Below are 25,423 nucleotides of genomic sequence, written 5' to 3'. Positions count from 1 at the left end.
CACCGTCCAAGCCGCAAAACGCCTAGCTGTTAGTGATGTAATATTGACTTTTTTCGGTTCTTCTGGGCGGCTAGATTGATTACTGCTTCTCCCCATAATTGGATTCGCCATTAGATAATTACCTGTGAATTTATTTTTATACCAGTGCTAGGGTGATGAAAATAGGCTATCGCTTATTTCCCTTTTTTGTCAGCAACAAAAAATTTGTATCCAAGATACACTAACCCCGCCAAAACTGCCAAACTAATTACAGAAGCGACTAAAGCAAATACTGTTTGCAGTATCCAAACAGTTAAAAGCATGACTATACCTGTAACTACCAGCTTTTTAATTGTTGATAAACTATTAAACCAAATTCTGCATCTTTCTAAATATAAGTTCCATTTAAAGAAACTTGTGATAGGTGTCTGTGCCTTTGGTCCTTGGGTATTAACTCCAGCGGACTTGATTTCTGCTTCTAGATTTTGCAGACGACGCTGTAGGTCTTCTTCTGGTTGAGAGTTCATATCACAGGGAGTGGGTAATAGGGTGGAAATTTAGGCGACTATCTAGGTTTAATGATAATTGTATGTTCTCGTCCAACTGATAATCGCTATATTCATGATCACTAATACAATTTAACGCCCAATGATGTTTTCCTGAAAAAAGAAATATTCAGAAATTATGATTGGTACTTAGTTGCATTTATTTTGGATCATTTTAGTCGGACAGATGCCCAGATTACAAGCCTTGACTAAGTTAGGAAAATAAAATTTACCTGGGTAACAACTGGGAATATTGACTTTCACGGGAGCTTACGCAGATTTTTCTCCTTTTGACCAATCAGTTCAGGATGTTTTAATTTTTTCCTATGGTAATTCTATTGAATTTGTCATTATATACGTAATTACACTTATTTAAATAGTTGTATAACTATAATTGCCTTTTTACTCATTAGACATCTCCAATTAGTGAGAGAATAAAAACTTGAAATCATCCCTGCTTTGTGTTGCTGACAAACCAAAGGAATCTTAAAAAATGTGCAAAAGAATTACTTTAATCTTATTATTGGTGTTGAGCTTCAGCATAATTAGCCCCAGTGTAGCTGAAGCTGCTGGACTTAAGAGTTTTGTAGACAGTGCTGATGGTTATCAGTTTAATTATCCTAATGGTTGGTTACAAGTGAAGGTTGCTGATGGACCTGATGTGGTATTTCACGATTTGATTGAAGTATCAGAAAATGTCTCTGTGATCATTAGTCCCGTTCCTGCTGGTAAAACTTTGTCAGAACTAGGAACACCCTCAGAAGTCGGTTATAAGTTGGGAAAAGCCGCTCTTGCTCCTGTTGATTCCGGCCGCACCGCTGAATTAATCAATGCAGCGCAAAGGGAAATAAATGGTAAAATTTACTACTTTCTAGAATATGAAGTTAAACTTCCTAATGGACAAAAAAGACACAATATCTCTAGTGTGGCTGTAAGTCGTGGTAAGCTTTTTACCTTTAATGCGTCAGTACCCCAGAAACGCTGGAAAAAAATACAACGCATGATTGATGAAGTTGTCAGTTCTTTTACTGTGTATTAATTGTCTATTGATAATTAAAAATGGGGACGGGAATAGGGGAAATTACCAATTACTAATGATCAACACTCAAGACTCAAGACATGAAAATTCCGCAATTTGTCCTTGCTTCTGCTTCCGTTGCGCGTCGTCGTTTACTACAAACTGTCGGTATTGACCCAATAATTTGCCCTAGTGATTTTGATGAGTCGCAAATACAACTCAATGAACCAGGGGAATTAGTACAAACTTTGGCCCAGTCTAAAGCGGAAACTGTAGTTTCTCAATTTCCATCAGCTTTGGTCATGGGTTGTGATTCAGTTTTGGCAATTAATGGTAAAATCCATGGTAAACCAGCAGATGATCAGGAAGCGATCGCTCGTTGGCAAGTAATGCAAGGTAATTTTGGCGACTTGTATACAGGTCATGTATTGATTGACACATCACAAAATCGGCATCTGGTCAAGTGTCAAGTTACTAGGGTGTATTTTGCTAAAATGAGCGATCGCGCGATTCAAGCCTATGTAAAAACAGGTGAACCCCTCAAATGCGCTGGAGCATTTGCTTTAGAAGGGTACGGGAGTTTATTTGTGGAAAAAATCGAGGGTTGTCATAGTAACGTCATTGGTTTAAGTTTACCTCTATTACGGGAAATGATCGGAGAATTAGGATATGAAGTGACAGATTTTTGGGGATAGTTGGGTAATTATTATTCCCAATTTTTCTCCGATAAAATGTTAGAAAATAGAGACTACTATCTGAATATGAAATTAGTTTCCGAAAACAAAACATGAAACGAGATGAGGTAATAACAACCTTAGCAGCACATCGAGAAAAGTTGCAGGAATTGGGAGTAAAATCCCTTAATTTGTTTGGTTCAGTAGCGCGGGATGAAGCTCGTTTAGATAGCGATATAGACTTTTTAGTGGAGTTTAATCGTCCGGGTGGGTTGTTTCAACTTTTGCGAGTGCAGTATTATTTAGAAGATATTTTGGGATGTCCTGTAGATTTGGGAACTGAGGATGCTTTGAAAGAACATTTGCGAAAACCTGTATTCAAGGATATCATTCGTGCCTTTTAGAGATTGGCGGCTTCGCGTTCAAGATATTGTCTTATCTATCAATGAAATTGAACAAAGGACAAGGGATATAACCTTTGAAGAATTTGCAAAAAATCAAACGATTGTCAAAGCTGTTCTCTATGATTTTGTCGTGATTGGAGAAGCTAGTAGAAATGTACCAAACGATATTCAGTTAAGCTATCCTCTTATACCTTGGCGTTTGATGGGAGGAATGCGAAATGTGGTAACTCACGAATATTTTCAAGTTGATTTGAATAGGATTTGGGTAACTATTCAAAATGATTTATCCCCATTATTACCACAATTACAAAAAATACTGGAGAGAGAAATATCAGAAGAATAGTTGATCGGGTGCAGATAGTTGTAAACTAACAAATAAATTGTATTTGTCAAATAATTATGTCTTTTACTCCTTCCTTGCGCGAACAACAACATCCCCTAATTCGTCAACTAGCTGATTGTATTGAAGCAGTTTGGCATCAACACCTAGACTTATCACCATACCATTTACCTGCGGAGTTGGGATATGTGGAAGGTAGACTAGAGGGAGAAAAATTGATTATTGAAAATCGTTGTTATCAAACTTCCCAGTTTCGCAAAATGCACTTAGAACTGGCAAGAGTCGGTAATATGTTAGATATTCTTCATTGTGTGATGTTTCCCCGTCCAGAATATGATATACCCATGTTTGGCTGTGATTTAGTGGGAGGTAGAGGTCAAATTAGTGCCGCTATTGCTGATCTTTCTCCTGTAAATTTAGATCGGATTTTACCAGATGGTTATAATTCTCAACTCAGGGAATTAACTAAACCCAACTTTTCTCAACCTCGTGAATTACCAGAATGGGGAAATATCTTTTCTGATTTTTGTCTGTTTATTCGTCCTACTTCTTCCGCAGAAGAAATAAGTTTTTTATCTCAAGTCAAGTCATTTCTAGAAATACATTGTACACAAGCAATTGCATCTAGTCCAGTCACACCAGAAAAAGTAGATCAAATTATTGCTGGACAACATAACTACTGTACAAAACAACAACAAAATGATAAAACCCGGAGAGTTCTAGAAAAAGCTTTTGGTACAGAATGGGCAGAAAATTATATGACTACAGTTTTATTTGACTTACCGTAAGCATTCAGCATGACAAGGGAACTCTTAACAGGGAACAGGGAAGAGGTTTTGGGTAACTTTACTTTTCGTTACTTATGTCGGTTTTTTTCCATTCACCTACTATTTAAGATTACTTTATAAATTTATAAATCATCTCTGATAGCCAAATACTTCCCATTACTACTCTATTACTCTAACTGTAAGTTGTGTTACGTTTTCTCTCAATCAATAAATGTAGAATTTACATGAAGTGATCACCACTGATACTTCTCTGACGGGAAACTGAAGTTAATCACCCAAATTTCTAGTTATCTAATTTACGCCGATAACTAGTGATTATTAATTGGTAAAATTATCATTTATTTCCTGTGCTGTTAGATTTTTTATGTGTTTTGTAAATCTTAAATCTTCTTGATATTCTCACAAAAAAGTAAGGGATTAAACAGATGTTTTAAAAACTGCTAGTAATCTTAAAAATACTTGCAAATTCTCCTCAATTAACCCTAACAATCAAAGTTTAAAACTTTAATTTATTAATTGAATAAATTAAGGTCAAAGTTGATAGAGATTAAGATGATTATCATGTAGTTGAGCCAAAGTCAATCATACCAATTAAACAATGGTTGTCAAAATCAAGCCATAAAAATGTGGATTTTCCATAGTCACTAACTTAATTCATAAAGTGACTAATTCCCCTATAGCTAAGTTAATTTTTTTTAGTTTCATCACCACAATTCAGATCAATAGGTAACATATCATGTCAACGGTGGATGAAAAATCGAAATTTAAGGTTGAACAACCTAAAGTTTGGTTAAGTGTTGCTGTAGCCTTACCAGTAGCATTAGCTGCCGGTTTACTAGCTACAACCAGAATGGAACAATTGAAAAAACTGACTTCTGCTGTATCTGTAGCACCAATTCCCAATACTATTAGCGCCATAGGACGTTTAGAACCAAAAGGAGAAATTATTAAACTCTCCGCTCCTGCGGGTTTATCAGGTAATTCACGAGTCCAGCAACTTCTAGTTAGAGAAGGACAACGAGTACAACAAGGGCAGGTTGTGGCTATTTTAGATAACCGCGATACCAGTATGGCCGTAGTCGAGGAAGCCAAAGCCAAGATGCAAGAATCCCGCGCGAATTTAGCCCAGGTGCGTGCGGGTTCTCCCAAGGATATTCAAGCCCAAAAATTCATTATTGCCCGATTACAAGCCCAATTGGCCGGGGAAAAGGAAGCTCAACAAGCCATGATTAGCAGAATTGCGGCTCAGTTAAGTGGTGAGAAAATTGCCCAAGAAGCCACAGTTACCCGTTTAGAGGCCGAACTATTGGGACAAAGGGAGTCTTTAAAAGCTACAGTTGAGCGCGTTAGAGCAGAACAACGTAATGCTCAAGTAGATTCTGGACGTTATGAATTTTTATACAAACAAGGTGCTATTTCTCAGCAAGAACGAGATAGAAGACAGTTAAATGCAGTGACAACTAATCAACAATTAATTGAAAGTCAAGCTAGTTTAAAACGGGCAATAGCTACTATAAAACAACAAATTTCTGAAGCTAGAGCTAATCAAGTAAAAACTCTAAATACTTTACAACAGCAGTTAATTGAAGCTACTGCTAACCGCAATAAAACTATAGCCACTTTGCAAAAACAAATAGACGAAGAAAGAGAAAAATTAAATCGTCTATTAGTAGTTAGTCCACTAAATGTTCAAGTAGCTCAAGCTCAGGTTACTAATGCAATTGCCTTCATGAGAAAAGCCCAAGCAGAACTTCGGCAAAGTTATGTTAAAGCTCCTAGTTACGGTGAAATATTAAAAATTCATACTAAATCAGGGGAAATGATGGGTGTAAATGGAATTGCGGAAATTGGACAAACCGATCAAATGTTTGTAGTTGCAGAAGTTCCTGAAGATAGTATTAGTAAAATCCGTTTAGGTCAAACTGCTACTATCTCGAGTGATAACGGCACATTTAATGGTCAATTAAAGGGTAAAGTTACGGAAATCGGTAGAAAAATTGGCAAGAAAGATGTTCTGAATAACGACCCCGCGGCAGATATTGATGCTAGAGTTGTGGAAGTGAAAATTGCTTTATCTCCAGAATTTAATAAGCAAGTTTCTGGTTTAACTAATGCTAAAGTTACAGTGGAAATTAATGCTAATTAACTTCCGATTTCTCTGAAAAAATATTCAGGTTAAACTACTTAATTAATTCCCCAATCAAAATCAAAAAAAGCTAAAAAATGGCAGGAAAAATACCTTTATCTTGGCTACAACTGACAAGAGAAAAAACTCGCCTAGCAGTAGCTTTGTCCGGTATTGCCTTTGCTGATATTTTAATGTTCATGCAATTAGGTTTCCGGGATGCACTCTATTATAGTAACGTCAGAATGCACAGCAGTTTAGCAGGTGATGTGATTTTAATTAATAATCAATCTAATGCTGTTTTATCAATGAAAAGTTTTTCCCAAAGAACTTTATATAAGGCGTTAGATTTACCCACAGTTCAATCAGTACATCCCATATATTTAGACTATACAAGCTGGAGAAATCCCGTTACAGGTCGCCCTCGCAGTATTTTAATTTTCGGCATCAATCCAGAGGTTAATTTGTTTAATTTACCCGGAGTAAATGAAAATTTAAATAAACTTAAACTGCCTGATGTGGTTTTATATGATCGTTCTTCTCGGGTAGAATATGGTCCGATTACTGATAGTTTTAATCAGGGCAAAATTGTCACTGCTGAAGTAAGAAGACGACAAGTTAAGGTGGGTGGATTATTTACTTTAGGAGCATCTTTTGGTGCAGATGGTAATTTAATTACTAGCGATATTAACTTTTTGCGAATTTTTAATAATCGTCAACGGGGACTAATTGATATTGGGGTAATTAAGTTAAAACCTGGCGCAGATCCTAATCAAGTGGCTCAATATTTGCGAAGTTATTTACCTACAGGTATTAATGTTTTAACTAAGGAGGAATTTGTTGAATTTGAAAGAAATTATTGGGCAAGTAGTACGGCTATTGGTTTTATTTTTACATTAGGAACAATTATGGGTTTTATTGTGGGAACTGTCATTGTTTATCAGATTTTGTATACAGAAGTAACAGATCATTTATCTGAATATGCTACTCTCAAAGCCATAGGTTACACTCAAAATTATTTATTAACCGTGATCCTTCAAGAAGCTTTTTTATTAGCTGTTGTCGGTTATTTACCCGGATTTGCCTGCGCTCTTGTTTTGTACAATGTTGCTAGAGACGCTACTCTTTTACCCATATTCATGAGTTATAATCGCGCTATTATGGTAATCATGTTAACTATTTTAATGTGCTTTATTTCAGGAATGATTGCTATTCGTAAATTGGGTTCTGCTGACCCAGCAGATATTTTTTAATAGGTAATATATAATGGGTATTTAACTTGCATATTACCTAAAATTAAAACTCTTGTGGGGTGGTTATCTTAACCGCTCTGGTTATGCTTAAAGGTTTATCAGCCCTGATTATTCCATCTTTCTTCTCAACTTTTCTATTATGATCAACAAAAAACCTGTAATAACTATTAAAAACATTAATCACTACTATGGTAAAGGATCTCTGAGAAAACAGATTTTATTTGATATTAATCTGGAAATATATGCCGGAGAAATTGTAATTATGACCGGTCCATCAGGTTCAGGTAAAACAACATTACTGAGCCTAATTGGTGGTTTAAGATCGGTACAAGAAGGAAGTCTAAAATTTTTAGGTGAAGAACTGTGCGGCGCAAGTCAAAGTAAACTAGTAAAGATGCGTCGTAATATTGGTTATATTTTCCAAGCTCACAATTTATTGGGTTTTTTAACTGCTAGACAAAACGTGCAAATGGCTGTAGAATTAAATCATCGTATTTCCCAATCAGCAGCTATTTCTCAATCGGAAACTATGCTGAAATCTGTGGGTTTACAAGAACGTATTAATTACTATCCAGATAATTTATCAGGTGGACAAAAACAAAGAATAGCGATCGCTCGCGCTTTAGTCAATCATCCTCCTTTAGTATTGGCTGATGAACCAACAGCAGCATTAGACAAACAATCAGGACGTGATGTAGTGGAAATCATGCAGCGTTTGGCTAAAGATCAGGGAACTGCTATCTTACTTGTTACCCATGATAACCGGATTTTAGATATTGCCGATCGCATTGTGGAAATGGAAGATGGTCTTCTCACCCGTGATGCTCAAAATGTCGCTTTGAGTCACGACTCTAAGAAAAATAATCATAACACCTGATTCAAGTTTTTTTTAATCTAAAGTTGTTGTTGTTTTTGCCTAGAGTCTGAATAAGTGAATTTACTCATTAGTATCTTGTCACTACAGGTGCTTTGCGCGTAGTTTTAAATGTCACATTCACTCCTTCATTTAATTGTTCCAGTACAAGCAGCGGGGTAGGTTTAGCCTTTTGATCCCAATGCATATAAACAATCCGACCGTGAATAGTCGGTTGCCAGCTATCATTATTTTCTCTAGTAGTCAAGTAGGTTTCTATACAATCAATTATCTGGGAGACAGTAGTAGAAGTGGCTTGAATTGGTAACTTAATTAATCGAATTTGTACTCGGAATAGTACCCGCTTCACAATTTTCGGCGCTACACCAGTTTCATATTCAATATCAAAAGTTTCATCTATCTGCTTACCACTGCTACTGGCAACTCCCACTGAACCTTGACTCGATTGACTAGGACGCAGCACCGGAGATATCTTATCTTTAATCTTGATTTTCATTTGATTGATCAGGGCTAAATGGAATACATCCTCTGACATCCGCATTCGCAGATAATCTAGATTAAAATGCCGTGAGTCAGCTAAATCGGGATTGTTCTCCAGTTTGCGAATAGTTTCCAAAGCTAACTTCAGTTTTTTGTCTAATTCTCGCGTGCGGAATTTTTCAAAATTTAATTTTTTTTCACTCTGTTGTAATAAAATTTTACTATAAACAATTACAGCAATCAGAGCTAAAACCATTCCTCCACTGGCAAATAGTAACAATGGTGGACTTTGGGACTCATTGGCAACTACGGCTTTAGTTGTTTTTGTAATCTTGGGTACAGACGATTGATTGAGGGAATTTGTACTGGACATAATTTGCAACCTTATAACTATAAGACTGATATTTGATTGTTGAAATATACCTAGTGCATTGCTAATTTTGGGCAGGTTTTTCCAGGCAATACTATACTATTGCAATTTTTGCAAATGTCAATAGATTTCGGACTGACGATTTTGAATTTGGATTAGTTCCGTACTGAAGAGGCTGCGCTTGTACCGAAAATTCCTCATCTAAAATCTAAAATCTAAATAAAATCTAAAATTTTCTGGTCATTTTACGATGGCTATATTAACAGGTTATCAGCATTCAGAATTTAGTTAAATGAATGTAACTTATATCACATTTTTATTGACATTCCATAACCTACAATTGATGTTATGGTTTCCTTATAGTTATACGGCTTGGCAGAGGTAAAAGCTGTATAAGTCCATGTTATTGCCGATGTATATAATAATTATTGTCCAGTTTTTAGAGCATTATTGGCATCTCATATATGAGATTAATATATTGAATATCAGAAATTCATAAGCTAATGCTATACCACTTTTATCTTTTCTTTGTTATTTTGTATTGGGGGGAACAGTTATTCCCCATCAAGCCCGTTTAAATGAAAATTAGTTCAACTACTTTACCGTTCCTCAAGTTCAGTGCAAATTGCCAAGACAATTTATCATCTTCGTGACCAAGGCAAATTTTGATCACTCTCATTCACAAAGGATTTACGACTATGCTGAAAACTAATGGTCAACCCATGATTATCTCTAGTTTTGTTCACCCTATAGAAGAAACCCGTCCAGGTAAGAATAAGTTTAACTTGTTGCAAAAATTACGTCAATATCTGGATGACATCGAAATTGATAATCGTCAAGTCGCTAAATTGATTGCTAAACTTATTCCTGCCCAATGTCCCTTTGAGCGTGATATCGTGGTTTTTGGTCGCAAAATCGCCCACATTCCTCCTTTATGCAAATTTAACCCCCTATATGACCAGTTTGTAGGCTTGCGCTTTCGTGCATTATGTTATTTAGTAGATAAGTGTGGAGAGGACATTCAGTCTTACTGCTAAATACAACATTCAATAGGCCATGGAAATTAAAGTCGAACATCAACCAAGTCTTACACATCTCCATCAGTTAGATGTATTTAATTGGCCAATTTGGGAGAAGGAAATATCCAAGTTTCCCTGGACTTACGATGATCAGGAAGTTTGCTACTTTCTAGCAGGTAATGTCATTGTCACTCCTCATGAAGGACAAGCGGTACAAATAAGTAAAGGAGATTTAGTGACTTTTCCTGCTGGTATGTCTTGTGTTTGGGAAGTTATCAGCGATGTCAAGAAACATTATCGCTTTAATTAATTGTAATTGATTGTTACTAATTTTGATGCAACCCAAATAATCAATATCTGAGAGGTGGGAATTTGATATTTTTTAGCGGGTTGCTATGAAACTATTGTTCCTAAAATATCGTCTACAAATAAATTATTTTCGGGGAATGCTGAAATTGACAATTTTTCCCCGCGACTTAGTGTTTGAATGTCCCTATAACCATGTTCATTAGGGTAGCGATAGACAATAATTACTTGTTGATAAATATCAACTAACCAAACTTCAGTAATACCACTACTAGCATAGAGAGGAATTTTCACGTCTCTATCATATTCAATACTGCTATCTGCGACTTCAATTAATAAGAATATATCTTGGGGTTGAGGGTGTCCAGATTCATAAAAATCTGTACGAGGTTTTAGTAATGCGATATCTGGTTCAGGTTCAGATAAGTTATTCAAGAGAATCGGATTTTGTACCCTAACAATTACTTTTATTCCCAGAATATTGCTGAATAAGCGATTAATTCTGTCAACACAAGCTGCGTGTCTTCTACCAATTGGTGACATTTCTATAATTTCTCCATTAATCAGTTCTACTTTATCATTTTCTGACAAAATACCGGCTGCACTCATTTGATGATATTGAGAAATATTAAAGCGAAAATTTTTAACCTGTGGTTTTGCTAATTGTAAGGTCATAATTAACTTTCTCCTATAGGAATCTGGTTTGATTCTGTGAATTTACTTGTGTGGTCAGGGAACAGGGAACAGGGAACAGGGAACAGGGAACAGTAAAGACAGAATTGATACCTACTGAGTCTTGTATGGCTACGCAACGCAAGCTATCAAAAATCAAATAGGAGTCCTCTATTTACCTTTGTTTTTAAAATAGCAATAATATCCCCGACTTCTCAACTCAATTGATTATTTAGACTAAATTAGGCGGTTAGAAACCGGGTCTACAGAGACAAAACCCACCTGCGTGGGTTTAGAAAACTGTTTATAAGAAATCAAAAAATACTTCAGGAACTAATCTTAATTCACCAGATTTAAACCGGGAAATATCTATCCATAATGCGCGATGTTGACGTTCTGGTGTTTCTGAAAAAGTTAAACTTTCGATGTGGTAAAATTTGGAATCTGCAAAATCGCATTCGTAGAGTTGAATAATTTCATGTCCTTGTTTACCGTTAAAAGTAAATAGGTTTTCGATACAACTTAGATAGCGAATATTGGTTAATTCGGCTTGAATTTCTTCTTGAAACTCTCTAATTAAAGCTATGCGACTAGTTTCACCAAATTCTACACCACCACCTAAAGCGCGATAAAAGATTGATTGTTTTGTAGGATCATATCCTTCAGAAACAAAGATTCTATTACCGTCTCGAATTAGTGCTAAAACAATTACTCGAATTTGACCTTCTTTATTCATGATAGTAATTAATTATAATGATCGTAGATTGAATCGGGGTGACTTTCACTATTTTCTATAGGCCAATCTGAATTTTCACCTCCAATATATACTTCTTCAATAGTAACATATTCCTGACTTAATTGTGTTAGTGCGTTGATCAGAATGTCTAAAGCGATCGCATCACTTGTTCCCAAATCAAACCAACAACGCATCCATTCTCCTTCATATTCAAATTCACCCATATTGTGCATCAAAGCCAGTAAGCTTTTATCATAGCCTTGTTCATCATAATTCATGTAGCTGATATCAATTCCTGTATCTTGTACTTGCAGATTTTCCGCATTGAATCCCCCCAATTTACCTAAATAAAACCAGGAAGTAAATACTTCTTCTACATATTTTTTTTCTTGTAGGGAGGGAATGGTGCTAAACTTCAACCAGATCCAGACATCAAAAGGATTAAACTCGCGGAATTGAATTTGCATTTTTGTAATGGGTAATTTGTAATTGGTATAACTAGAATTTCATGACAACGAACAACTGACTACTGACTATTAACAGCTTGACTGCGTTCATATTCAATTTGTTTGACTAAATTAACAGGAAGCTGGGATTTTTTAGCTAATGCTTTGTCAAAATAAACTATTCCTTCCTTAATTAAATCCTGACTTTTTTCCCTTTTTCCTTTCTCCTGAAGAATTTGAGCTTTTAGATAGTAAATTTCTGGGTTGTCAGCAGTTGTTTTTAAAGCGCGGTTGACATAATCTAAAGCCTGAGAATATTGTTTCAAATCTCGATAGGCTAAAGCAACACCCCTATCTACTAAATAACCAGGTGACGCATTTTTTTGTAACCGTTCAATTGCATCATCTGGACTGGTAAAAGGCAAATTTACAGCTAACATTAAATCCATATAGCCACGAATTAAGTTTAACTCTGGATCAGTAGCAGAAATTTCTTCGGCTCTGTCAAAATATGTATATACTTTTCGTAAGCGACTAAAAGCAGGTCCAGCACCATTGATAGTCCCTTCTCGACCGAGAATTAGCGCCCCCTCTAAAAAATGACCGACAGCAGTGTATAAATTACCACGTAATGGATCACTAGGAATAAGATCTTGTGCAGTTTCCAGAGTTTTTTGACTGTATTTTTCTAGACTAGCCCAATCTTGATCTCTATAAGCTAAACCAGCCTGAATCACATAAATTAAGGGTTCATTGGGTTCGCTAGAAATAGCTGCTTGTAAGGAATTTTTAGCTTTTGGGTAATTTCCCTCTTGGAAAATCGCTTTAAAAACAGCTTCCGTATTATCACCAATATTACGAGGTTCTTGAGTCCGAAATGGATCAGCAGCAAAGGAGGAATTTACAAATAGATTTAAAAGGATTGAAGTAGTAACAGTCACTTTCAAAAATATAGGAAATCGCCAAGATATGATGAATTGAGGAATTAAGAACTGTTTTAACATAGTCATCATGAGAATAATTACGGTTGAAATTGTTTTATCTATTACCTAAAATGCAAAACAGCGAATTATATGAATTATAAATTACGTCTATTGCCACCAAAATTTACCCTAACTTGGTAATCTTAACAGATGCTGTATCTTAGAAATCTAACTTATCACCCCACGGCTTGCCCCAAAGCAATTCTCCAAGCCATTAACTTAGAATTACCACCCCAGAAACTGGGTTTAATAATTGGACCTAGCGGTTCAGGGAAAAGCACCTTATTAGAAATTCTATCTGGACTAGCTAATCCTACCACTGGTGGGGTTTTTTGGCGAGAGCAGGGACTCATAGGCGAACAACTGCAACAATTAGCAGGTTTAGTATTTCAATTTCCAGAACGACACTTTTGCGGCGGGACAATTTTAGAAGAATTACGCTTAGGACATCCTGAGTTGGGATTAGAACAGGTTAAACAAGCATTAACAGAAGTAGGATTAAATAACTTATCCTTATCTGTATCACCCACTAATTTAAGCGGTGGACAACAAAGACGGTTAGCTTTAGCAGTCCAATTAATTCGTCAGCCGCATTTATTACTATTAGACGAACCGACAGCCGGTTTAGACTGGTCTATGCGTCGGCAACTGGTAAACTTATTAGCCAAACTGAAAAAAGATTGGACATTGTTAGTTGTCACACATGATGCCAGTGATATATTACCAATAGCTGATTATTGTTGGACACTAGATCATGGTATTTTAAAATCAGTTAAGCCGACAACTTTGGGAAATAAAACACAAGAAGTAGTGACTAATTTACCAGGTTAGTATTAACTTTCTTTTTCCTGCTTCGCGTCCTTTGGGTCTTCGTGGTTCATTTAATTCATATTTTGTCAAGAAATAGGGAATTTAACCGCAGATGAATTTGAGATCAATGATCAAGTAAAAATCGGTTAAAATTAATAAGAAAAAGTGATTTTCAATAATGGATACAGAATCTTTATCTATTGCTAATTTGCCGAAAATGGCGGAAATATGGCAAAAGACCCTGAATTGGCAACCGACAAATCTACAAGAAAACCAATTTCAACAACTTTATCAATTAATCATTGGGGGAAATCGCCAAATTAACTTAACTAGGATTACTGAACCTGAAGAATTTTGGGAAAAACATCTTTGGGACTCCTTGCGAGGAATTGCACCCAAACAAATATTTATTCCTGGAATTGACAGAGGAAAACGAATAATTGATATTGGCACAGGGGCGGGTTTTCCTGGTTTACCAATTGCTCTAATTTTTCCCAATTCGCAAGTTACACTTTTAGATTCTACAGGGAAGAAAATTAATTTTATTGAAACTGTTTTATCAGCACTTGCTCTCAATAATGCTCAAACATTACTGGGGAGAGCGGAAGAAATTGGTCAACAGTATGAACACAGACAAAATTATGATGTCGCTGTGATTCGGGCTGTAGGAAATGTTTCTGTTTGTGCGGAATATAGTTTACCATTAGTCAAAAAAGGCGGTTTGGCGATAATTTATCGGGGTAGTTGGAGCGAAGCAGAAAATGAAAGTTTAGAAACTGCTATTGAACAATTAGGTGGAGTAGTTGAATTAATTGAAGAATTTTCTACTCCTTTGAGTAATAGTATGCGTCATTGCCTTTATTTGCGAAAAGTCACCAACACCCCAATTAGTTTTCCCCGTGGGGTTGGTATACCCAGTCAAAAACCAATTTAATCAGCGAATTTCTCGATTTTAGATTAGATTAGTGATTAGATATATAGCGTGAGAGCGTCAACGCTGCCAACGACAATAAACTTAAAATCCCCAAATCCAAGTGTTAAATTTGTCTCAAAATGGTTGTTCTGTATGGGTTGCTTCTTCAACAGAAGGACTGCTGACACCAACTGCTGTTGCTCTTGGCAAATTTGACGGTGTTCATCTTGGTCATCAAAGAGTAATTCAGCCAGTATTACAGTCAGTATGGGGTGAAAGTGGGGAAAATTCAACCCCCCCAGACCGCAAAAATCCGCGCCCCTACTCAACCGTTGTTACTTTTGATCCCCATCCCCATGAGTTTTTTACAGGACTTCCCCGTGATTTATTAACACCACTGGATGAAAAAGTACAACAATTGCGATCGCTTGGGGTAGAACAATTGGTATTATTACCTTTTGATAGAGAATTGTCTGCTCTTTCCCCGGAGGAATTTGTGGATAAAATTCTGGTTCAACAACTCCAATGTCAACAAATTAGCGTTGGCCAAGATTTCTGTTTTGGCAAGAAGCGTATGGGTACAGCCCAGGATTTGCAAATACTCGCAGCTAAATACAATATACCCGTGACCATAGTTCCTATAAAAACTGATACAGACAGCTTGTCTACCACGGATGATACTCGTATCAGTACATCCTTAATTAGAGAAAGTTTAGAAGTAGGTGATATTCCTAAAGCAAATCGTCTACTGGGAAGACCTTATACTCTTACGGGTGAAGTAGTAACAGGTCAAAAATTAGGTAGAACTATCGGCTTTCCTACAGCGAATATCCAACTACCAAAAGATAAATTTTTACCTCGTCATGGTGTTTATGCTGTGGAGGTGATCATTCATAATCAAACTCCAGATACAGACCCTATTCCGCAATTAGGGGTCATGAATATCGGGAACCGTCCCACAGTTAATGGTATAGATACTCGTGTAGAAGTACATTGTTTAAATTGGTCTGGTGATTTATACGGGAAAATTTTGGAGATACAGTTAGTAAGATTCTTGCGTCCTGAACAGAAATTTCCCTCATTGGAAGCACTGAAAAATCAAATTCAACTTGATTGTACAGCAGCTCAAGCAATTTTTAATTCTTAATATTGGGGGGATTTTCAATGGTAATCTAAACATTACAGTGATTTTCAGGTAAATGAACCACGTTTGAAAATCTCACGCAAAGGCGCAAAGGCGCAAAGGAAGAAAGGAATATAAAAACAAGAGTGTGGTACAATTACGTTAAATTTGCTGTAATAAGAAAGGTAAAAAGCGCATCTACAAATAAAAAAACCGCTTATTTAATATGAAATATCATGGGAGCTATAACCTCCCAAAAAGTATTTCTATTATGGTACATTTGTTATGTAGTCATAAAAAAATCATATTTACTTATGCAAAAAATAATCATCAATAATTTCGGTGCAATTAAATATGCAGAAATTGAAGTCAAGAAAATATTAGTTTTAATTGGTGAACAAGCTAGTGGTAAAAGCACTATTGCTAAATTGATTTATTTTTTTAAATCACTAAGAGATGATTTATTTAGCCAAATATATCAGGATACGCAGAAGGATTATTTTGATATTACTTCTGATCTTATATTTCCAATAAGAGAAAAGTTTTATGATTTTTTCGGTTCTACATTGCACTTACCTAATTTTGAAATAAAATTTTATTATAGTGTAGAGAATGACAAATATCTAAAATTAAGTCTTAATGATAAGAAAAGACTAGATTCTCGATTTAGTGATAATTTATTAAATGAAAATTTTAGGACTTCCGCAACTGCAATTAAAAAACTTTTTCAGCAGAGTTTAAATACAAATGATATTTATGAACAATTGACTTATGAGCAAAATAAAATTAAATACGCTCAAAGGCTTGCTAAACTGTTGAATGAATCATTTCAAATGTATCATGAAGATTCATTATTTGTAATCGCTGGTAGGAATGCAACAGTAAGTTATTCTGACTTATTTGAAAAATTATTGTTTGCAGATGTTAGCAGTCGTTTAGAGAAAAATAGCAAGAAGAAGTTTGCAGGTAAGCAACAAACAATAGATGAAACATTAATGCTAAAATTTATGGAAAAAGTTGATATAATTAAAGGTAAATTTAAAAAAATTGGCAATGGTAATTTTGAAGGGGTAATTGAAAGTTATGAAGATGATGAAAATCTCAAACAAAAATTATATGATATCAAAAAACGAATAGATGAAATACTCAAAGGTGAATACAGAATTGATAATTGGGGAGAGAAAATAGTATTTAACAAGGAAACAGAAGAATATGTTAAGCTTTCTAATACTTCATCAGGACAACAAGAATCCATAAGAATTTTACAAGATATCTTCTTGAATATTCTTGACAATACCAAAATATTAAGAATATTGGAAGAACCAGAAGCTCATTTATTCCCTGTTGCTCAAAAGCAACTAATTGAATTATTGACTTTAATGATAAATCAAAATGATGATAATCAACTAATTATCACCACCCATAGTCCCTATGTTCTCACAGTTTTTAATAATTTACTCTTTGCGAATAGAGTAGTTGAAAAAAATCCGTCAACAGAATCAGAAGTAGCACAAATAATTCCCCAAGATTCTTGGTTAAGTGCTAAAGATTTTTCTGCTTATTCTTTGGGAAATCAATCTGTTAGTGAGGATACTAGGTATTGCGAACCTATTTTTAATCAAGAAAAAGGTACTATTCAACAAAATTATTTAGATACAGTTTCGGAAATTTTGGGTGGTGATTTTCAAGCTTTGTACAGTATTCACGCTAAAACTTTCAAAAGAAAATGAGCAAATTTGAGGATATTAAAGAACTTCTATCAACTGCTTTTGATAACTTTTCCGATGTTCTGGAAATTGAAATGAGATCAGAATTTTCAATCATAGACTATCAAGGACAGTCTTTTATTATTATCAATCACAATTTAGATGATAATACATTTACTATTAAACTAAATGGTGTTGACACTGGTAAAAATGGCTTTGATATTACTAAATTATTTAATATAAGTAATGCTAAAATGGTTGGCTTTATTCCTATTGATGGGAAAAAGGGACTTTTAAGATTTGGTAATTCTCATTGCGATTTTATATTTTTTGATGAAAATGATTTTTGTTTTGTAGAGTTCAAATTAAATGCAACGAGTGAAGAAGAAAGAGCAATATCTAAAAATAGAGAAAAGGCTATTGACCAATTAACAAACACTATCAGTTGGTTTAATTTAAAATTAAATCGAAACTACGCAGGTTTAAATTTAGAAGCTTATGTTTGTACTCCTGAATTTTATCCAAGATTTAATTCAAGCTGGATAGCACTTGCGAGAAAATTTTTAGAAGAAGATCATGGTTTTCCAGTTTTTGAAATCAATTATAAAATCTGTGAGTGAATAATATATTCAAACGTAAAACCTCTTAAAAACATCTGTTTTTTGACTTTTCTCTATTTGCGTCAGTGGTTTATTAACTCAAGAAATTTTTAATTCTCATGCTGGATTAAGATTGTTACCTGGGAATACTGTAGAAAAGGCTAAACTATTAAACAAGTTTTTAGTCAAAATTCAGAAATAAACCTTCTACATTTCCCCCCAGGTACTACATGAGAGAAAAAATTGACGCTTTAACACAAAATTTAGCTCGTACCATCGTTGGTAAACATGAAGCTGTACGCTTGGTCATAGTAGCTTTACTTGGTGGTGGTCATGCTTTATTAGAAGATGTCCCAGGAGTCGGTAAAACCCTCTTGGCCAAGTCTCTAGCTCGTTCCGTAGATGGTAAATTTCAACGGTTACAATGTACCCCTGACCTACTCCCCACAGACATCACTGGGACAAATATTTGGAATCCTAAAAGCGGTGAATTTACATTTCTCCCCGGTCCGATATTTGCTAATGTCCTACTAGCTGACGAAATCAACCGCGCTACACCCCGTACTCAGTCAGCTTTACTGGAAGTCATGGAAGAACATCAAGTCACAATTGATGGTGTTTCCCGTCCAGTTCCGCAGCCATTCTTTGTCATTGCTACCCAAAACCCCATTGAGTATCAAGGGACTTTTCCCCTCCCAGAAGCGCAAATGGACAGGTTTATGCTGTCTTTAAGTTTGGGATATCCTTCCGAATCTGAAGAAATGGAAATGCTGCAAAATTTACAAGTAGGTTTAAATGTTACTGATTTACAGCCCTGTATCACTTTAGAAGAAGTACAAGCATTACGTCAAGCTTGTTCCCAGGTTAAAGTAGCAACATCTTTACAAGAATACATTTTAGAATTGGTGCGGACTACTAGACATGATCAGGAAATTACCCTGGGTGTTAGTCCCCGTGGTACGGTAGCGTTACAAAAAGCTACTCAAGCTTTGGCTTTTATCTTAGGTAGAGAATATGCTCTTCCCGATGATATCAAGTTTCTTGCACCCCACGTTCTTTGTCATCGTCTGATTCCTAGAGGGGGACGAAATGCTAAAACTATAGTTGAACGGTTATTGCGCTCTGTGCCTATTCCTTAATATGTTGTAATATTATGGGAGGTATAACTTCCCATAGAGTATACCTATTCTGAAATTGGTGATGAGAAATGGTTATGGTAAATTTATTGAGGACTTATGTACAAAGTATTAACTATTAAAAAAGTACCCAGGACGCACTAAATTCCGTAAATACCGATAAATTAACCAAGCTAAAACTCCTAAACAGAGATTGAGCGCAATATCCCTGATTATAAACCAAAAAATCCCTGGCTCAAACCAAAGTTCCCACCGCAAAAGGCTAATTTTTCTATACAAAATCAAAAATCTAAATATAGAATTTCCACCCAATAAAAACATTAATAATACTAAACCCTTTTGCCAATTACGCACTGAGGATCTATGTCCACCAATTAACACTAAAGGACGTTTACGCTGTAATTTTCTCAGTAATTTTTCCCACCTCCAAAACATCCATAACAGCAAGGGAAATAAACCATAAGTAAGTAAGTATAAGGGCTGTGGAAACCTGCCAGCAATAGATAAAATATTAACTAAAGCATGAAAAAAGACAGAATTTAACCAAGCGGTAAAAATTAAATTCCGATCTCGATCGCACCTTGTTTTGGTAGCAATATATACCGCTAAAGCGTAACCCCAAGGAGCGGAAAACATCACATGAACTGGTGTACCAATAGTCCTTTCTAAAATTGAGGATGTACCATTAAATAGATAAATCCAGGTTTCTTCTGCTGCAAACCCTAACCCTACTGCTATAGTAAATAAAAAGACAGTAGTACCTCGCAAATAATACTGACGTTGTAAATAGCAAACGGGCAGAATAACTGCTACTAATTTACAACCTTCCTCAATTGGTGCTATTGCTAATATTTGCCGGAAGATTATACCAGAAAAATGACGCTGTATCTGTTGCCAGTTTAAAAGCCAGTTAGCAGTGTTTTCTAGAGCAAATTCCAGCCCAAGAGCCACAAAACCAGATACAGCACCGATAATGAACAATATGAGTAAATTTAACACAGGTGGGGCAGCAGGGGTTCTGCGGTAGTAAAACCACAAAAACAGCAAGGGGGGAATTACTGCCCATAGGACTAGTAATAAATTATCCACTCACCTGAGCAATTACAGTACGATGACGAGGACTATTGCTAGTAATAGTAGGAGCGTTAAAACCGGCCTTAATTAAAGCTTGTTCAATGTCCAAACTAAAATATTCGTCTAAATAAGGTTCGGTGCTTTTGAGCAGCGTCAAAATATAAGGTGGCATTTTTTTGTAATTTTCTGCTTTGGGGTTGATGTCCATAATTGCTAAGTGGCCACCTGGACGTAAGATACGTCTAGCTTCAGTAAAAATTCTGTAAGTGGCTGATTGTGGTAATTCATGACACATCAGAAAAATGGAAACTAAATCAAAGGTAGCATCTGTAAACCCTGTAGATTCTGCTTGAGCGTGAACCCAGTTAATTTGAGTTTGATGTTCTTGACTACGATAATTAGCTACAGCTAAGAAGTAAGGAGATAAGTCTAAACCAGTAATTTTGGCTTGGGGATAAGCTGCTTGTAAGGCAAAGGTACTTAATCCTACCGCACATCCTAAGTCTAATATATTTTGTGGTTGGGAATCAATTTTTTCTTTGAGAATATTGTGGTAACTTTGGCGCAGTTTGGTGTCACCTTCAGAACCAGCTTCAGTCCAGATACTAGCATGAACGGTGCGAGCAGCTACTTCTAATTCAAAAGCTGCCGGCCAACCTAAATTTCCCTGTTCGTAAGCATGAAATGTCCGCAAATAGTATTCTGGGTAATTAATTTGAATTTGGGGATTTTCAACTTTTGATAAGTCTTTTACCCAGTCACGCTGTTGCAGTTTTTCTACTTCTTGGGTCCAGGGTACACCTATTTTTTCTGCCCGTTTAATCATCATTTGTCGGGCTTGGTGTTTGGCCAGGTTTGCTAGGGGTTTAATCGCTAAAATGCCATTAATGCAGCGAGAAGCTAAATCTGGGGCATTGTTGATGGTAATTGTCATAAATCAATTTTGGTAAGTAGCCTTTACATACATTAAATCCTAAGAATTTTATCAAATTTAATACTTACTTGCAATATTATCAAAATTATCAAAGTGGTCGTAATTTAATAAACTTACAGCACTTACCGGTGTTATGAGGTACATATCTAGCGGGCAAGATGCCCGCACCACAAGAGTTTCATGATTCAACTTTGTACCTCATCAGAGCGGAAAAGGCTGTAATAAACTTTTAATGGGCGTGATTGATAATTCTTGATTTTTAGGGATGATAATTATTAGTTCGCAGCTTTTGGGCGGCCAGATAGATTTTAGTCCATTCACTGAGAATTTGATTGGTTTTACATTGTAGTTTTTGGGCTATTTCTTCCATGGAATTACCAGCTTTACACAAATTGAGAACTTGCTGGGCTAAAGGGGTTAATTGTTCTTCAAGTTGTTGCCATTCTGTTGCAGTTAACCCTAAATTATCTTGTTTTAAGGATGCAGAAAGCCAGTTATCTACTAATTCTGGTTGACGTTTAATCGCAAAAATTCGCACAGCATGATAACTAATTTTTTCTCGGAGACGATATACTTGTTTAATAGGTTTATTAAGTTGTTTGGCAATTTGTTCTTGAGATTTACCTTGCAGATATAACTGCAACCAATCTACAGCTAGTTGTCCAATATTTGCTAATAAATATTCTGCAAATTCTTCTTGAACTAATTGACGGTTAGCTTGTTGTTCTTCTAAATATTGAGTTTCTTCAAATTGTGCGATCGCTTGATGATCAATTAAACTAACAGGATGATCGTTATTTTCCGTTATAATCTCCTGGGAAACAAGTTTCACTAATTCGCTGGTAGGTACTTGTGTTAAGCCTCCTCTCTGGATTCTTCTTAGGTAATTAACAAACCTGTACATTAATATTGGTTGATTGCGAACTGGACGTAAACAATATTCTTCAATACTAGCAAATAACAACATATCTCGCAATCTTTTATCTGTTGTTAATGCGCTAATTTGGCTCATTTGCTGTTGAATATAGGAATCACTTTGTAATAATTCCTGAAGCACTTCTTGAAGTACATCAACAACACTACGCTGACGATCTCTGCTTAGAGATATCCAAGACTGAATTTTATTTCTAATCGTAACTACGCTACCCAAACGATTAATAAGTTGACAATAAGCCTTTTCTCTGCTCATTCCTAAATAGCGTTTGTGCAAAATTCGCCACCGATATTCTATTGCTTGTTTAGCAATTTCTAATTCTTTGGGGTTAAGTAAATTAAACCGGTTTAAATCTATTCCCAACAGCCAGGAAATAATACTTTCTCTATTAGCCTGACTTTGTTCTGGACATTCTGTAGCCAGTCGTTGTTGCCAATATTGAGCTATATTTGCCCCATTTTGTGTCATAGCAATATTGCTCTCCTCGAAATTAGATTTGGCGATTTAGTGGCAATTAATAACTCCTAATTTATTATGTATAAGATTTCTAGAATGATTGACCGCAGATAAAAGCAGATAAGAATAGATGATTTAATAGACATTGTCGGTAAAGGATGTAGAGAGGTTCTTCTGTTAGGGATTTTCGGCTCTACAATCTTTACCGCTGGATGTTTATTAGAGGATGTTTTAAAAGCGAATATAATTCGCTACTACCCAAGCCAAGTTCACTTGAGCAGACTAATGAAAAATCAAGAATTTCCCACCTGCGTAGGCAATTTTTATCTGTGTAGCCATGATTGACTATAGCCAATTTCAGTATTAATTCAGACTACTGCATTCATCCTCTTACCCCTTACTCATTCATAGAGTATTAAATTAACCTCTGTTAGAGCCAGCAATAATGGGATTTTCTACGGAGTCTCTATACTGTTGTACTTCTGCTGTATAAGCGATTGGTAATACAGCCTCTACGTTTTCATGGGGACGGGGAATAATCACCCAAGATTCCAAAGTACCACCATAAACTTTTTCTACAGCATCTACACCGGCAGCCATAGCGGCTTTCACTTCAGAAACATCACCACGAATGTTAACTGTAAACCGGGCGCTACCAACTCTGATGTAACCAACTAGGGTCACTCGTCCTGCTTTTACCATTGCGTCTGCTGCTGCGAGGACAGCGGGAAAACCCTTAGTTTCTAATGATCCAACGGCCTGTAATGACATTTCTCATCTCCTGTTTTGAATATAAAGTTATAGATGGCTACAAATTACTTGTATGAAGGAAGACTTCAATTTTTGATAGCGCATTTACTTAGAAAATACGGAAAGGTTCGGATTTCGATGTGAAGTGAATGGGTAAGACCGTTTCTACGTTTTCCGGGGGGTTGGGAATAATGTAGTGGGTAATAACCTGACCACCATAGATTTCTTCACCCGCAGTAATACCTGCGGCCACGGCTGTTTCGACTTCGGCAACGTGTCCCCTGACGGCAACTATCAAGCGACCACCTTCGGCGATACCATAGTACACAATGGTGACACCCGCTGCTTTAACCATGGCATCTGCTGATGCTAAAACCGAGGGAAAACCTAATGTTTCAATTACGCCAACTGCCATTGGCATGGGCTGAATCTCCTACGTTAGGGATAATTGATTCTTATTTTACGAGGATTGTGTACCGATTTTTATTTTTGTGGAAATTTTCTTTTTTAATTAATTACTGGGTATTGCTGCAAGTGGTACGCGCTGATGTAAACTGGGTTTTATGTTTCCAAGTTTTCTCCCCCCCGCAGTTGGGCAACTCACACAAACCACATCTATCGCTTTGGCCCAAAATATCCAACGTCAAGCGATCGCTGTTCCCTGTATAAATGCAACTATTGATACTACTTATGTCCATCAAGGTCAGGGTGGTACACCAATTTTATTAATTCATGGTTTTGATAGTTCTGTCCTTGAATATCGGCAAATTTTGCCTTTACTAGCTGAAAATAATCAAGTTTGGGCGGTGGATTTATTAGGGTTTGGCTTTACGGATAGATTACCGGGAATTACTTATAGTCCTGAATCAATTAAAACTCATCTTTTCTCTTTCTGGCAAACTTTAATTAATCGGCCTGTGATTTTGGTGGGTGCGTCTATGGGTGGTGCGACCGCTATAGATTTTACCCTCACTTATCCAGAAGCAGTAAAACAACTGATATTAATTGATAGCGCGGGTTTGAAAGCTAATTCCCCATTAAGTAAGTATATATTTCCTCCTTTGGATTATTGGGCTACGGAATTTTTACGAAATCCCAAGGTACGCGATCGCATTTGTAAAACTGCTTATAAAAATCCTAGTCTAATCTCTGCGGATACTTTATGTTGCGGAGCTTTACATCTACAAATGCCGAATTGGACTCAGGCTTTAATTGCTTTTACGAAAAGTGGCGGTTATGGTGCTTTTAAATTTCCACAACTGGCGAAAATTGCACAACCAACTTTAATTTTATGGGGTGATAGTGATAAAATTTTAGGAACTGGGGACGCTAATAAATTCGCTAAAGCCATTCCTCAAAGTCAGCTAATTTGGATTAAAAATTGTGGTCATATTCCCCATTTAGAACAACCACAAATTGTCGCCCAACATATCTTAGAATTTCGGAATTAAAGGAAGGTTAAGTATATTAACCCACCATTTTCCCAATTTAAGAAGATAATCAAACATCAATGATGATCAATACACAGTAAAAAAGATGGATAAAACAAGAATCAAATCTCTGATTTCTCATTTAGGATTTATAGAACAAGAATCGGATATTTTTCAACAAAATTACCTGAAAATCTATACTAACCATAAAAACTATGTAATTAAAGTTAATTTTGCCAATGAGAAAATTGATTATGGGGATAAAATTTCAGTAGAAGACGAAACTACCTCTAATTTTAGTCAACCTGAGAATTTCGTTGTTTTAGAATGTGTTAATAGATTATTAGAAAAAGGTTATGAACCTAAACATTTAGTCTTAGAACGTAAATTCCCTTTAGGAAGAACTGGTAAAAGTGGAAAATCAGATATTTCTGTTTTTGATAGAGAAGAAAAGTCTTTAATTATCATTGAGTGTAAAACCTGGGGTAAGGAATATGAAAAAGAAAAAAATCGCATGATAGAAAATGGTGGACAACTATTTTCTTA

General features: G+C 35.9%; 29 protein-coding genes. 18 read left to right on the top strand and 11 right to left on the bottom strand.

The window, feature by feature from the left end; translation table 11 throughout:
* Positions 1 to 173 precede the first annotated feature (173 nt).
* Positions 174 to 506: a hypothetical protein gene (locus ACIR310F_RS0106425; protein ID WP_028083102.1), complete on the bottom strand. Its 333-nt coding sequence runs from the start codon at positions 504 to 506 to the stop codon at positions 174 to 176.
* A 511-nt stretch (positions 507 to 1,017) separates the two neighbouring features.
* Here ACIR310F_RS0106425 and psbP point away from each other — a divergent pair.
* From psbP to ACIR310F_RS0106385, 8 genes are all read left to right on the top strand, one after another.
* Entirely contained in the window at positions 1,018 to 1,563 is a 546-nt protein-coding gene (psbP, locus tag ACIR310F_RS0106420; RefSeq protein ID WP_028083101.1) for a photosystem II reaction center PsbP, read from the top strand.
* A gap of 80 nt (positions 1,564 to 1,643) precedes the next feature.
* On the top strand, positions 1,644 to 2,237 hold the full coding sequence (locus ACIR310F_RS0106415) for a Maf family protein (protein ID WP_028083100.1): 594 nt from the start codon (positions 1,644 to 1,646) through the stop codon (positions 2,235 to 2,237).
* 92 nt (positions 2,238 to 2,329) lie between these two features.
* A complete protein-coding gene (locus tag ACIR310F_RS0106410) occupies positions 2,330 to 2,620 on the top strand; it encodes a nucleotidyltransferase family protein (protein WP_028083099.1) in 291 nt (96 codons plus the stop codon).
* Positions 2,610 to 2,963 (top strand): HepT-like ribonuclease domain-containing protein, encoded by a 354-nt coding sequence (locus ACIR310F_RS0106405; RefSeq protein WP_028083098.1) that lies wholly within the window; start codon positions 2,610 to 2,612, stop codon positions 2,961 to 2,963. The genes ACIR310F_RS0106410 and ACIR310F_RS0106405 overlap by 11 nt, the downstream gene beginning before the upstream one ends.
* A gap of 56 nt (positions 2,964 to 3,019) precedes the next feature.
* Positions 3,020 to 3,748, top strand: coding sequence for a phycocyanobilin:ferredoxin oxidoreductase (locus ACIR310F_RS0106400; RefSeq protein ID WP_028083097.1), 729 nt, complete (start codon positions 3,020 to 3,022; stop codon positions 3,746 to 3,748).
* Between the two features lie 736 nt (positions 3,749 to 4,484).
* On the top strand, positions 4,485 to 5,894 hold the full coding sequence (locus ACIR310F_RS0106395) for an HlyD family efflux transporter periplasmic adaptor subunit (protein ID WP_028083096.1): 1,410 nt from the start codon (positions 4,485 to 4,487) through the stop codon (positions 5,892 to 5,894).
* Positions 5,895 to 5,971: 77 nt separating this feature from the next.
* A complete protein-coding gene (devC, locus tag ACIR310F_RS0106390; protein WP_028083095.1) occupies positions 5,972 to 7,126 on the top strand; it encodes an ABC transporter permease DevC in 1,155 nt (384 codons plus the stop codon).
* A 139-nt stretch (positions 7,127 to 7,265) separates the two neighbouring features.
* Positions 7,266 to 8,003 (top strand): DevA family ABC transporter ATP-binding protein, encoded by a 738-nt coding sequence (locus ACIR310F_RS0106385; RefSeq protein WP_035367700.1) that lies wholly within the window; start codon positions 7,266 to 7,268, stop codon positions 8,001 to 8,003.
* Between the two features lie 67 nt (positions 8,004 to 8,070).
* On the opposite strand, the gene ACIR310F_RS21755 is transcribed toward ACIR310F_RS0106385, so the two are convergent.
* On the bottom strand, positions 8,071 to 8,853 hold the full coding sequence (locus ACIR310F_RS21755; protein ID WP_035367699.1) for a hypothetical protein: 783 nt from the start codon (positions 8,851 to 8,853) through the stop codon (positions 8,071 to 8,073).
* A 695-nt stretch (positions 8,854 to 9,548) separates the two neighbouring features.
* Between ACIR310F_RS21755 and ACIR310F_RS0106375 the strand changes: the two genes are divergently transcribed.
* Both ACIR310F_RS0106375 and ACIR310F_RS0106370 read left to right on the top strand, forming a co-directional pair.
* Complete coding sequence (locus tag ACIR310F_RS0106375) at positions 9,549 to 9,887, top strand: Mo-dependent nitrogenase C-terminal domain-containing protein (protein ID WP_028083093.1); 339 nt, start codon at positions 9,549 to 9,551, stop codon at positions 9,885 to 9,887.
* A 19-nt stretch (positions 9,888 to 9,906) separates the two neighbouring features.
* Positions 9,907 to 10,179: a cupin domain-containing protein gene (locus tag ACIR310F_RS0106370; protein WP_028083092.1), complete on the top strand. Its 273-nt coding sequence runs from the start codon at positions 9,907 to 9,909 to the stop codon at positions 10,177 to 10,179.
* Positions 10,180 to 10,262: 83 nt separating this feature from the next.
* Here the strand turns inward: ACIR310F_RS0106370 and ACIR310F_RS0106365 are convergent, their stop codons facing one another.
* From ACIR310F_RS0106365 to ACIR310F_RS0106350, 4 genes are all read right to left on the bottom strand, one after another.
* On the bottom strand, positions 10,263 to 10,850 hold the full coding sequence (locus ACIR310F_RS0106365; RefSeq protein ID WP_028083091.1) for a Uma2 family endonuclease: 588 nt from the start codon (positions 10,848 to 10,850) through the stop codon (positions 10,263 to 10,265).
* 301 nt (positions 10,851 to 11,151) lie between these two features.
* Positions 11,152 to 11,583: an NUDIX hydrolase gene (locus ACIR310F_RS0106360; protein WP_028083090.1), complete on the bottom strand. Its 432-nt coding sequence runs from the start codon at positions 11,581 to 11,583 to the stop codon at positions 11,152 to 11,154.
* 8 nt (positions 11,584 to 11,591) lie between these two features.
* Positions 11,592 to 12,050 carry a DUF3531 family protein gene (locus ACIR310F_RS0106355; RefSeq protein WP_028083089.1) on the bottom strand — a complete coding sequence of 153 codons (459 nt, stop codon included), beginning with the start codon at positions 12,048 to 12,050 and terminating at the stop codon, positions 11,592 to 11,594.
* Positions 12,051 to 12,109: 59 nt separating this feature from the next.
* Positions 12,110 to 13,033, bottom strand: coding sequence for a Sll0314/Alr1548 family TPR repeat-containing protein (locus ACIR310F_RS0106350; RefSeq protein ID WP_028083088.1), 924 nt, complete (start codon positions 13,031 to 13,033; stop codon positions 12,110 to 12,112).
* Between the two features lie 129 nt (positions 13,034 to 13,162).
* On the opposite strand from ACIR310F_RS0106350, the gene ACIR310F_RS0106345 reads away from it, so the two are divergent.
* The 6 genes from ACIR310F_RS0106345 to ACIR310F_RS0106320 all read left to right on the top strand — a co-directional run bounded on the left by ACIR310F_RS0106345 (position 13,163) and on the right by ACIR310F_RS0106320 (position 19,302).
* Positions 13,163 to 13,843, top strand: a complete 681-nt coding sequence (locus ACIR310F_RS0106345) for an ABC transporter ATP-binding protein (RefSeq protein ID WP_028083087.1) — start codon at positions 13,163 to 13,165, stop codon at positions 13,841 to 13,843.
* Positions 13,844 to 14,000: 157 nt separating this feature from the next.
* Positions 14,001 to 14,756, top strand: a complete 756-nt coding sequence (rsmG, locus tag ACIR310F_RS0106340) for a 16S rRNA (guanine(527)-N(7))-methyltransferase RsmG (protein ID WP_414534255.1) — start codon at positions 14,001 to 14,003, stop codon at positions 14,754 to 14,756.
* Between the two features lie 100 nt (positions 14,757 to 14,856).
* Positions 14,857 to 15,882, top strand: a complete 1,026-nt coding sequence (locus ACIR310F_RS0106335; RefSeq protein ID WP_028083085.1) for a bifunctional riboflavin kinase/FAD synthetase — start codon at positions 14,857 to 14,859, stop codon at positions 15,880 to 15,882.
* Positions 15,883 to 16,172: 290 nt separating this feature from the next.
* Positions 16,173 to 17,588, top strand: a complete 1,416-nt coding sequence (locus ACIR310F_RS0106330) for an AAA family ATPase (RefSeq protein WP_028083084.1) — start codon at positions 16,173 to 16,175, stop codon at positions 17,586 to 17,588.
* Entirely contained in the window at positions 17,585 to 18,184 is a 600-nt protein-coding gene (locus ACIR310F_RS0106325; protein WP_028083083.1) for a hypothetical protein, read from the top strand. Before ACIR310F_RS0106330 ends, ACIR310F_RS0106325 begins: the two co-directional genes overlap by 4 nt.
* A 209-nt stretch (positions 18,185 to 18,393) precedes the next feature.
* Positions 18,394 to 19,302 (top strand): AAA family ATPase, encoded by a 909-nt coding sequence (locus ACIR310F_RS0106320; RefSeq protein ID WP_028083082.1) that lies wholly within the window; start codon positions 18,394 to 18,396, stop codon positions 19,300 to 19,302.
* A 108-nt stretch (positions 19,303 to 19,410) separates the two neighbouring features.
* Here ACIR310F_RS0106320 and ACIR310F_RS0106315 read toward each other — a convergent pair whose 3' ends face one another.
* The 5 genes from ACIR310F_RS0106315 to ACIR310F_RS0106295 all read right to left on the bottom strand — a co-directional run bounded on the left by ACIR310F_RS0106315 (position 19,411) and on the right by ACIR310F_RS0106295 (position 23,868).
* Positions 19,411 to 20,388, bottom strand: a complete 978-nt coding sequence (locus ACIR310F_RS0106315) for a PrsW family intramembrane metalloprotease (protein ID WP_028083081.1) — start codon at positions 20,386 to 20,388, stop codon at positions 19,411 to 19,413.
* Positions 20,381 to 21,307 (bottom strand): class I SAM-dependent methyltransferase, encoded by a 927-nt coding sequence (locus ACIR310F_RS0106310; protein ID WP_028083080.1) that lies wholly within the window; start codon positions 21,305 to 21,307, stop codon positions 20,381 to 20,383. Before ACIR310F_RS0106310 ends, ACIR310F_RS0106315 begins: the two co-directional genes overlap by 8 nt.
* Before the next feature lie 259 nt (positions 21,308 to 21,566).
* Positions 21,567 to 22,709, bottom strand: a complete 1,143-nt coding sequence (locus ACIR310F_RS0106305) for a HetZ-related protein 2 (RefSeq protein ID WP_051289494.1) — start codon at positions 22,707 to 22,709, stop codon at positions 21,567 to 21,569.
* A gap of 408 nt (positions 22,710 to 23,117) precedes the next feature.
* Positions 23,118 to 23,468: a carbon dioxide-concentrating mechanism protein CcmK gene (locus ACIR310F_RS0106300; RefSeq protein ID WP_028083078.1), complete on the bottom strand. Its 351-nt coding sequence runs from the start codon at positions 23,466 to 23,468 to the stop codon at positions 23,118 to 23,120.
* 88 nt (positions 23,469 to 23,556) lie between these two features.
* Positions 23,557 to 23,868, bottom strand: coding sequence for a carbon dioxide-concentrating mechanism protein CcmK (locus tag ACIR310F_RS0106295; RefSeq protein WP_028083077.1), 312 nt, complete (start codon positions 23,866 to 23,868; stop codon positions 23,557 to 23,559).
* 142 nt (positions 23,869 to 24,010) lie between these two features.
* Here ACIR310F_RS0106295 and ACIR310F_RS0106290 point away from each other — a divergent pair, with 142 nt between their 5' ends.
* Complete coding sequence (locus ACIR310F_RS0106290) at positions 24,011 to 24,898, top strand: alpha/beta fold hydrolase (protein ID WP_028083076.1); 888 nt, start codon at positions 24,011 to 24,013, stop codon at positions 24,896 to 24,898.
* Between the two features lie 85 nt (positions 24,899 to 24,983).
* On the top strand, positions 24,984 to 25,423 hold a 440-nt coding region (locus tag ACIR310F_RS23560; protein ID WP_196803174.1), incomplete at its 3' end, for a type I restriction enzyme HsdR N-terminal domain-containing protein.

The sequence above is a fragment of the Dolichospermum circinale AWQC310F genome (assembly GCF_000426925.1).
Lineage (GTDB): Bacteria > Cyanobacteriota > Cyanobacteriia > Cyanobacteriales > Nostocaceae > Dolichospermum > Dolichospermum circinale.
Note: the sequence above shows the minus strand (reverse complement) of the source record. Positions and strands in the feature narration are given on the sequence as shown.

Excerpts from the sequence above, each read along its gene's own strand:
- ACIR310F_RS0106425 (WP_028083102.1), bottom strand. The coding sequence starts at position 506 with ATGAACTCTCAACCAGAAGAAGACCTACAGCGTCGTCTGCAAAATCTA.
- psbP (WP_028083101.1), top strand. The coding sequence starts at position 1,018 with ATGTGCAAAAGAATTACTTTAATCTTATTATTGGTGTTGAGCTTCAGC.
- ACIR310F_RS0106415 (WP_028083100.1), top strand. The coding sequence starts at position 1,644 with ATGAAAATTCCGCAATTTGTCCTTGCTTCTGCTTCCGTTGCGCGTCGT.
- ACIR310F_RS0106410 (WP_028083099.1), top strand. The coding sequence starts at position 2,330 with ATGAAACGAGATGAGGTAATAACAACCTTAGCAGCACATCGAGAAAAG.
- ACIR310F_RS0106400 (WP_028083097.1), top strand. The coding sequence starts at position 3,020 with ATGTCTTTTACTCCTTCCTTGCGCGAACAACAACATCCCCTAATTCGT.
- ACIR310F_RS0106395 (WP_028083096.1), top strand. The coding sequence starts at position 4,485 with ATGTCAACGGTGGATGAAAAATCGAAATTTAAGGTTGAACAACCTAAA.
- devC (WP_028083095.1), top strand. The coding sequence starts at position 5,972 with ATGGCAGGAAAAATACCTTTATCTTGGCTACAACTGACAAGAGAAAAA.
- ACIR310F_RS0106385 (WP_035367700.1), top strand. The coding sequence starts at position 7,266 with ATGATCAACAAAAAACCTGTAATAACTATTAAAAACATTAATCACTAC.
- ACIR310F_RS21755 (WP_035367699.1), bottom strand. The coding sequence starts at position 8,853 with ATGTCCAGTACAAATTCCCTCAATCAATCGTCTGTACCCAAGATTACA.
- ACIR310F_RS0106375 (WP_028083093.1), top strand. The coding sequence starts at position 9,549 with ATGCTGAAAACTAATGGTCAACCCATGATTATCTCTAGTTTTGTTCAC.
- ACIR310F_RS0106370 (WP_028083092.1), top strand. The coding sequence starts at position 9,907 with ATGGAAATTAAAGTCGAACATCAACCAAGTCTTACACATCTCCATCAG.
- ACIR310F_RS0106365 (WP_028083091.1), bottom strand. The coding sequence starts at position 10,850 with ATGACCTTACAATTAGCAAAACCACAGGTTAAAAATTTTCGCTTTAAT.
- ACIR310F_RS0106360 (WP_028083090.1), bottom strand. The coding sequence starts at position 11,583 with ATGAATAAAGAAGGTCAAATTCGAGTAATTGTTTTAGCACTAATTCGA.
- ACIR310F_RS0106355 (WP_028083089.1), bottom strand. The coding sequence starts at position 12,050 with ATGCAAATTCAATTCCGCGAGTTTAATCCTTTTGATGTCTGGATCTGG.
- ACIR310F_RS0106350 (WP_028083088.1), bottom strand. The coding sequence starts at position 13,033 with ATGTTAAAACAGTTCTTAATTCCTCAATTCATCATATCTTGGCGATTT.
- ACIR310F_RS0106345 (WP_028083087.1), top strand. The coding sequence starts at position 13,163 with ATGCTGTATCTTAGAAATCTAACTTATCACCCCACGGCTTGCCCCAAA.
- rsmG (WP_414534255.1), top strand. The coding sequence starts at position 14,001 with ATGGATACAGAATCTTTATCTATTGCTAATTTGCCGAAAATGGCGGAA.
- ACIR310F_RS0106330 (WP_028083084.1), top strand. The coding sequence starts at position 16,173 with ATGCAAAAAATAATCATCAATAATTTCGGTGCAATTAAATATGCAGAA.
- ACIR310F_RS0106325 (WP_028083083.1), top strand. The coding sequence starts at position 17,585 with ATGAGCAAATTTGAGGATATTAAAGAACTTCTATCAACTGCTTTTGAT.
- ACIR310F_RS0106320 (WP_028083082.1), top strand. The coding sequence starts at position 18,394 with ATGAGAGAAAAAATTGACGCTTTAACACAAAATTTAGCTCGTACCATC.
- ACIR310F_RS0106310 (WP_028083080.1), bottom strand. The coding sequence starts at position 21,307 with ATGACAATTACCATCAACAATGCCCCAGATTTAGCTTCTCGCTGCATT.
- ACIR310F_RS0106305 (WP_051289494.1), bottom strand. The coding sequence starts at position 22,709 with ATGACACAAAATGGGGCAAATATAGCTCAATATTGGCAACAACGACTG.
- ACIR310F_RS0106300 (WP_028083078.1), bottom strand. The coding sequence starts at position 23,468 with ATGTCATTACAGGCCGTTGGATCATTAGAAACTAAGGGTTTTCCCGCT.
- ACIR310F_RS0106295 (WP_028083077.1), bottom strand. The coding sequence starts at position 23,868 with ATGCCAATGGCAGTTGGCGTAATTGAAACATTAGGTTTTCCCTCGGTT.
- ACIR310F_RS0106290 (WP_028083076.1), top strand. The coding sequence starts at position 24,011 with ATGTTTCCAAGTTTTCTCCCCCCCGCAGTTGGGCAACTCACACAAACC.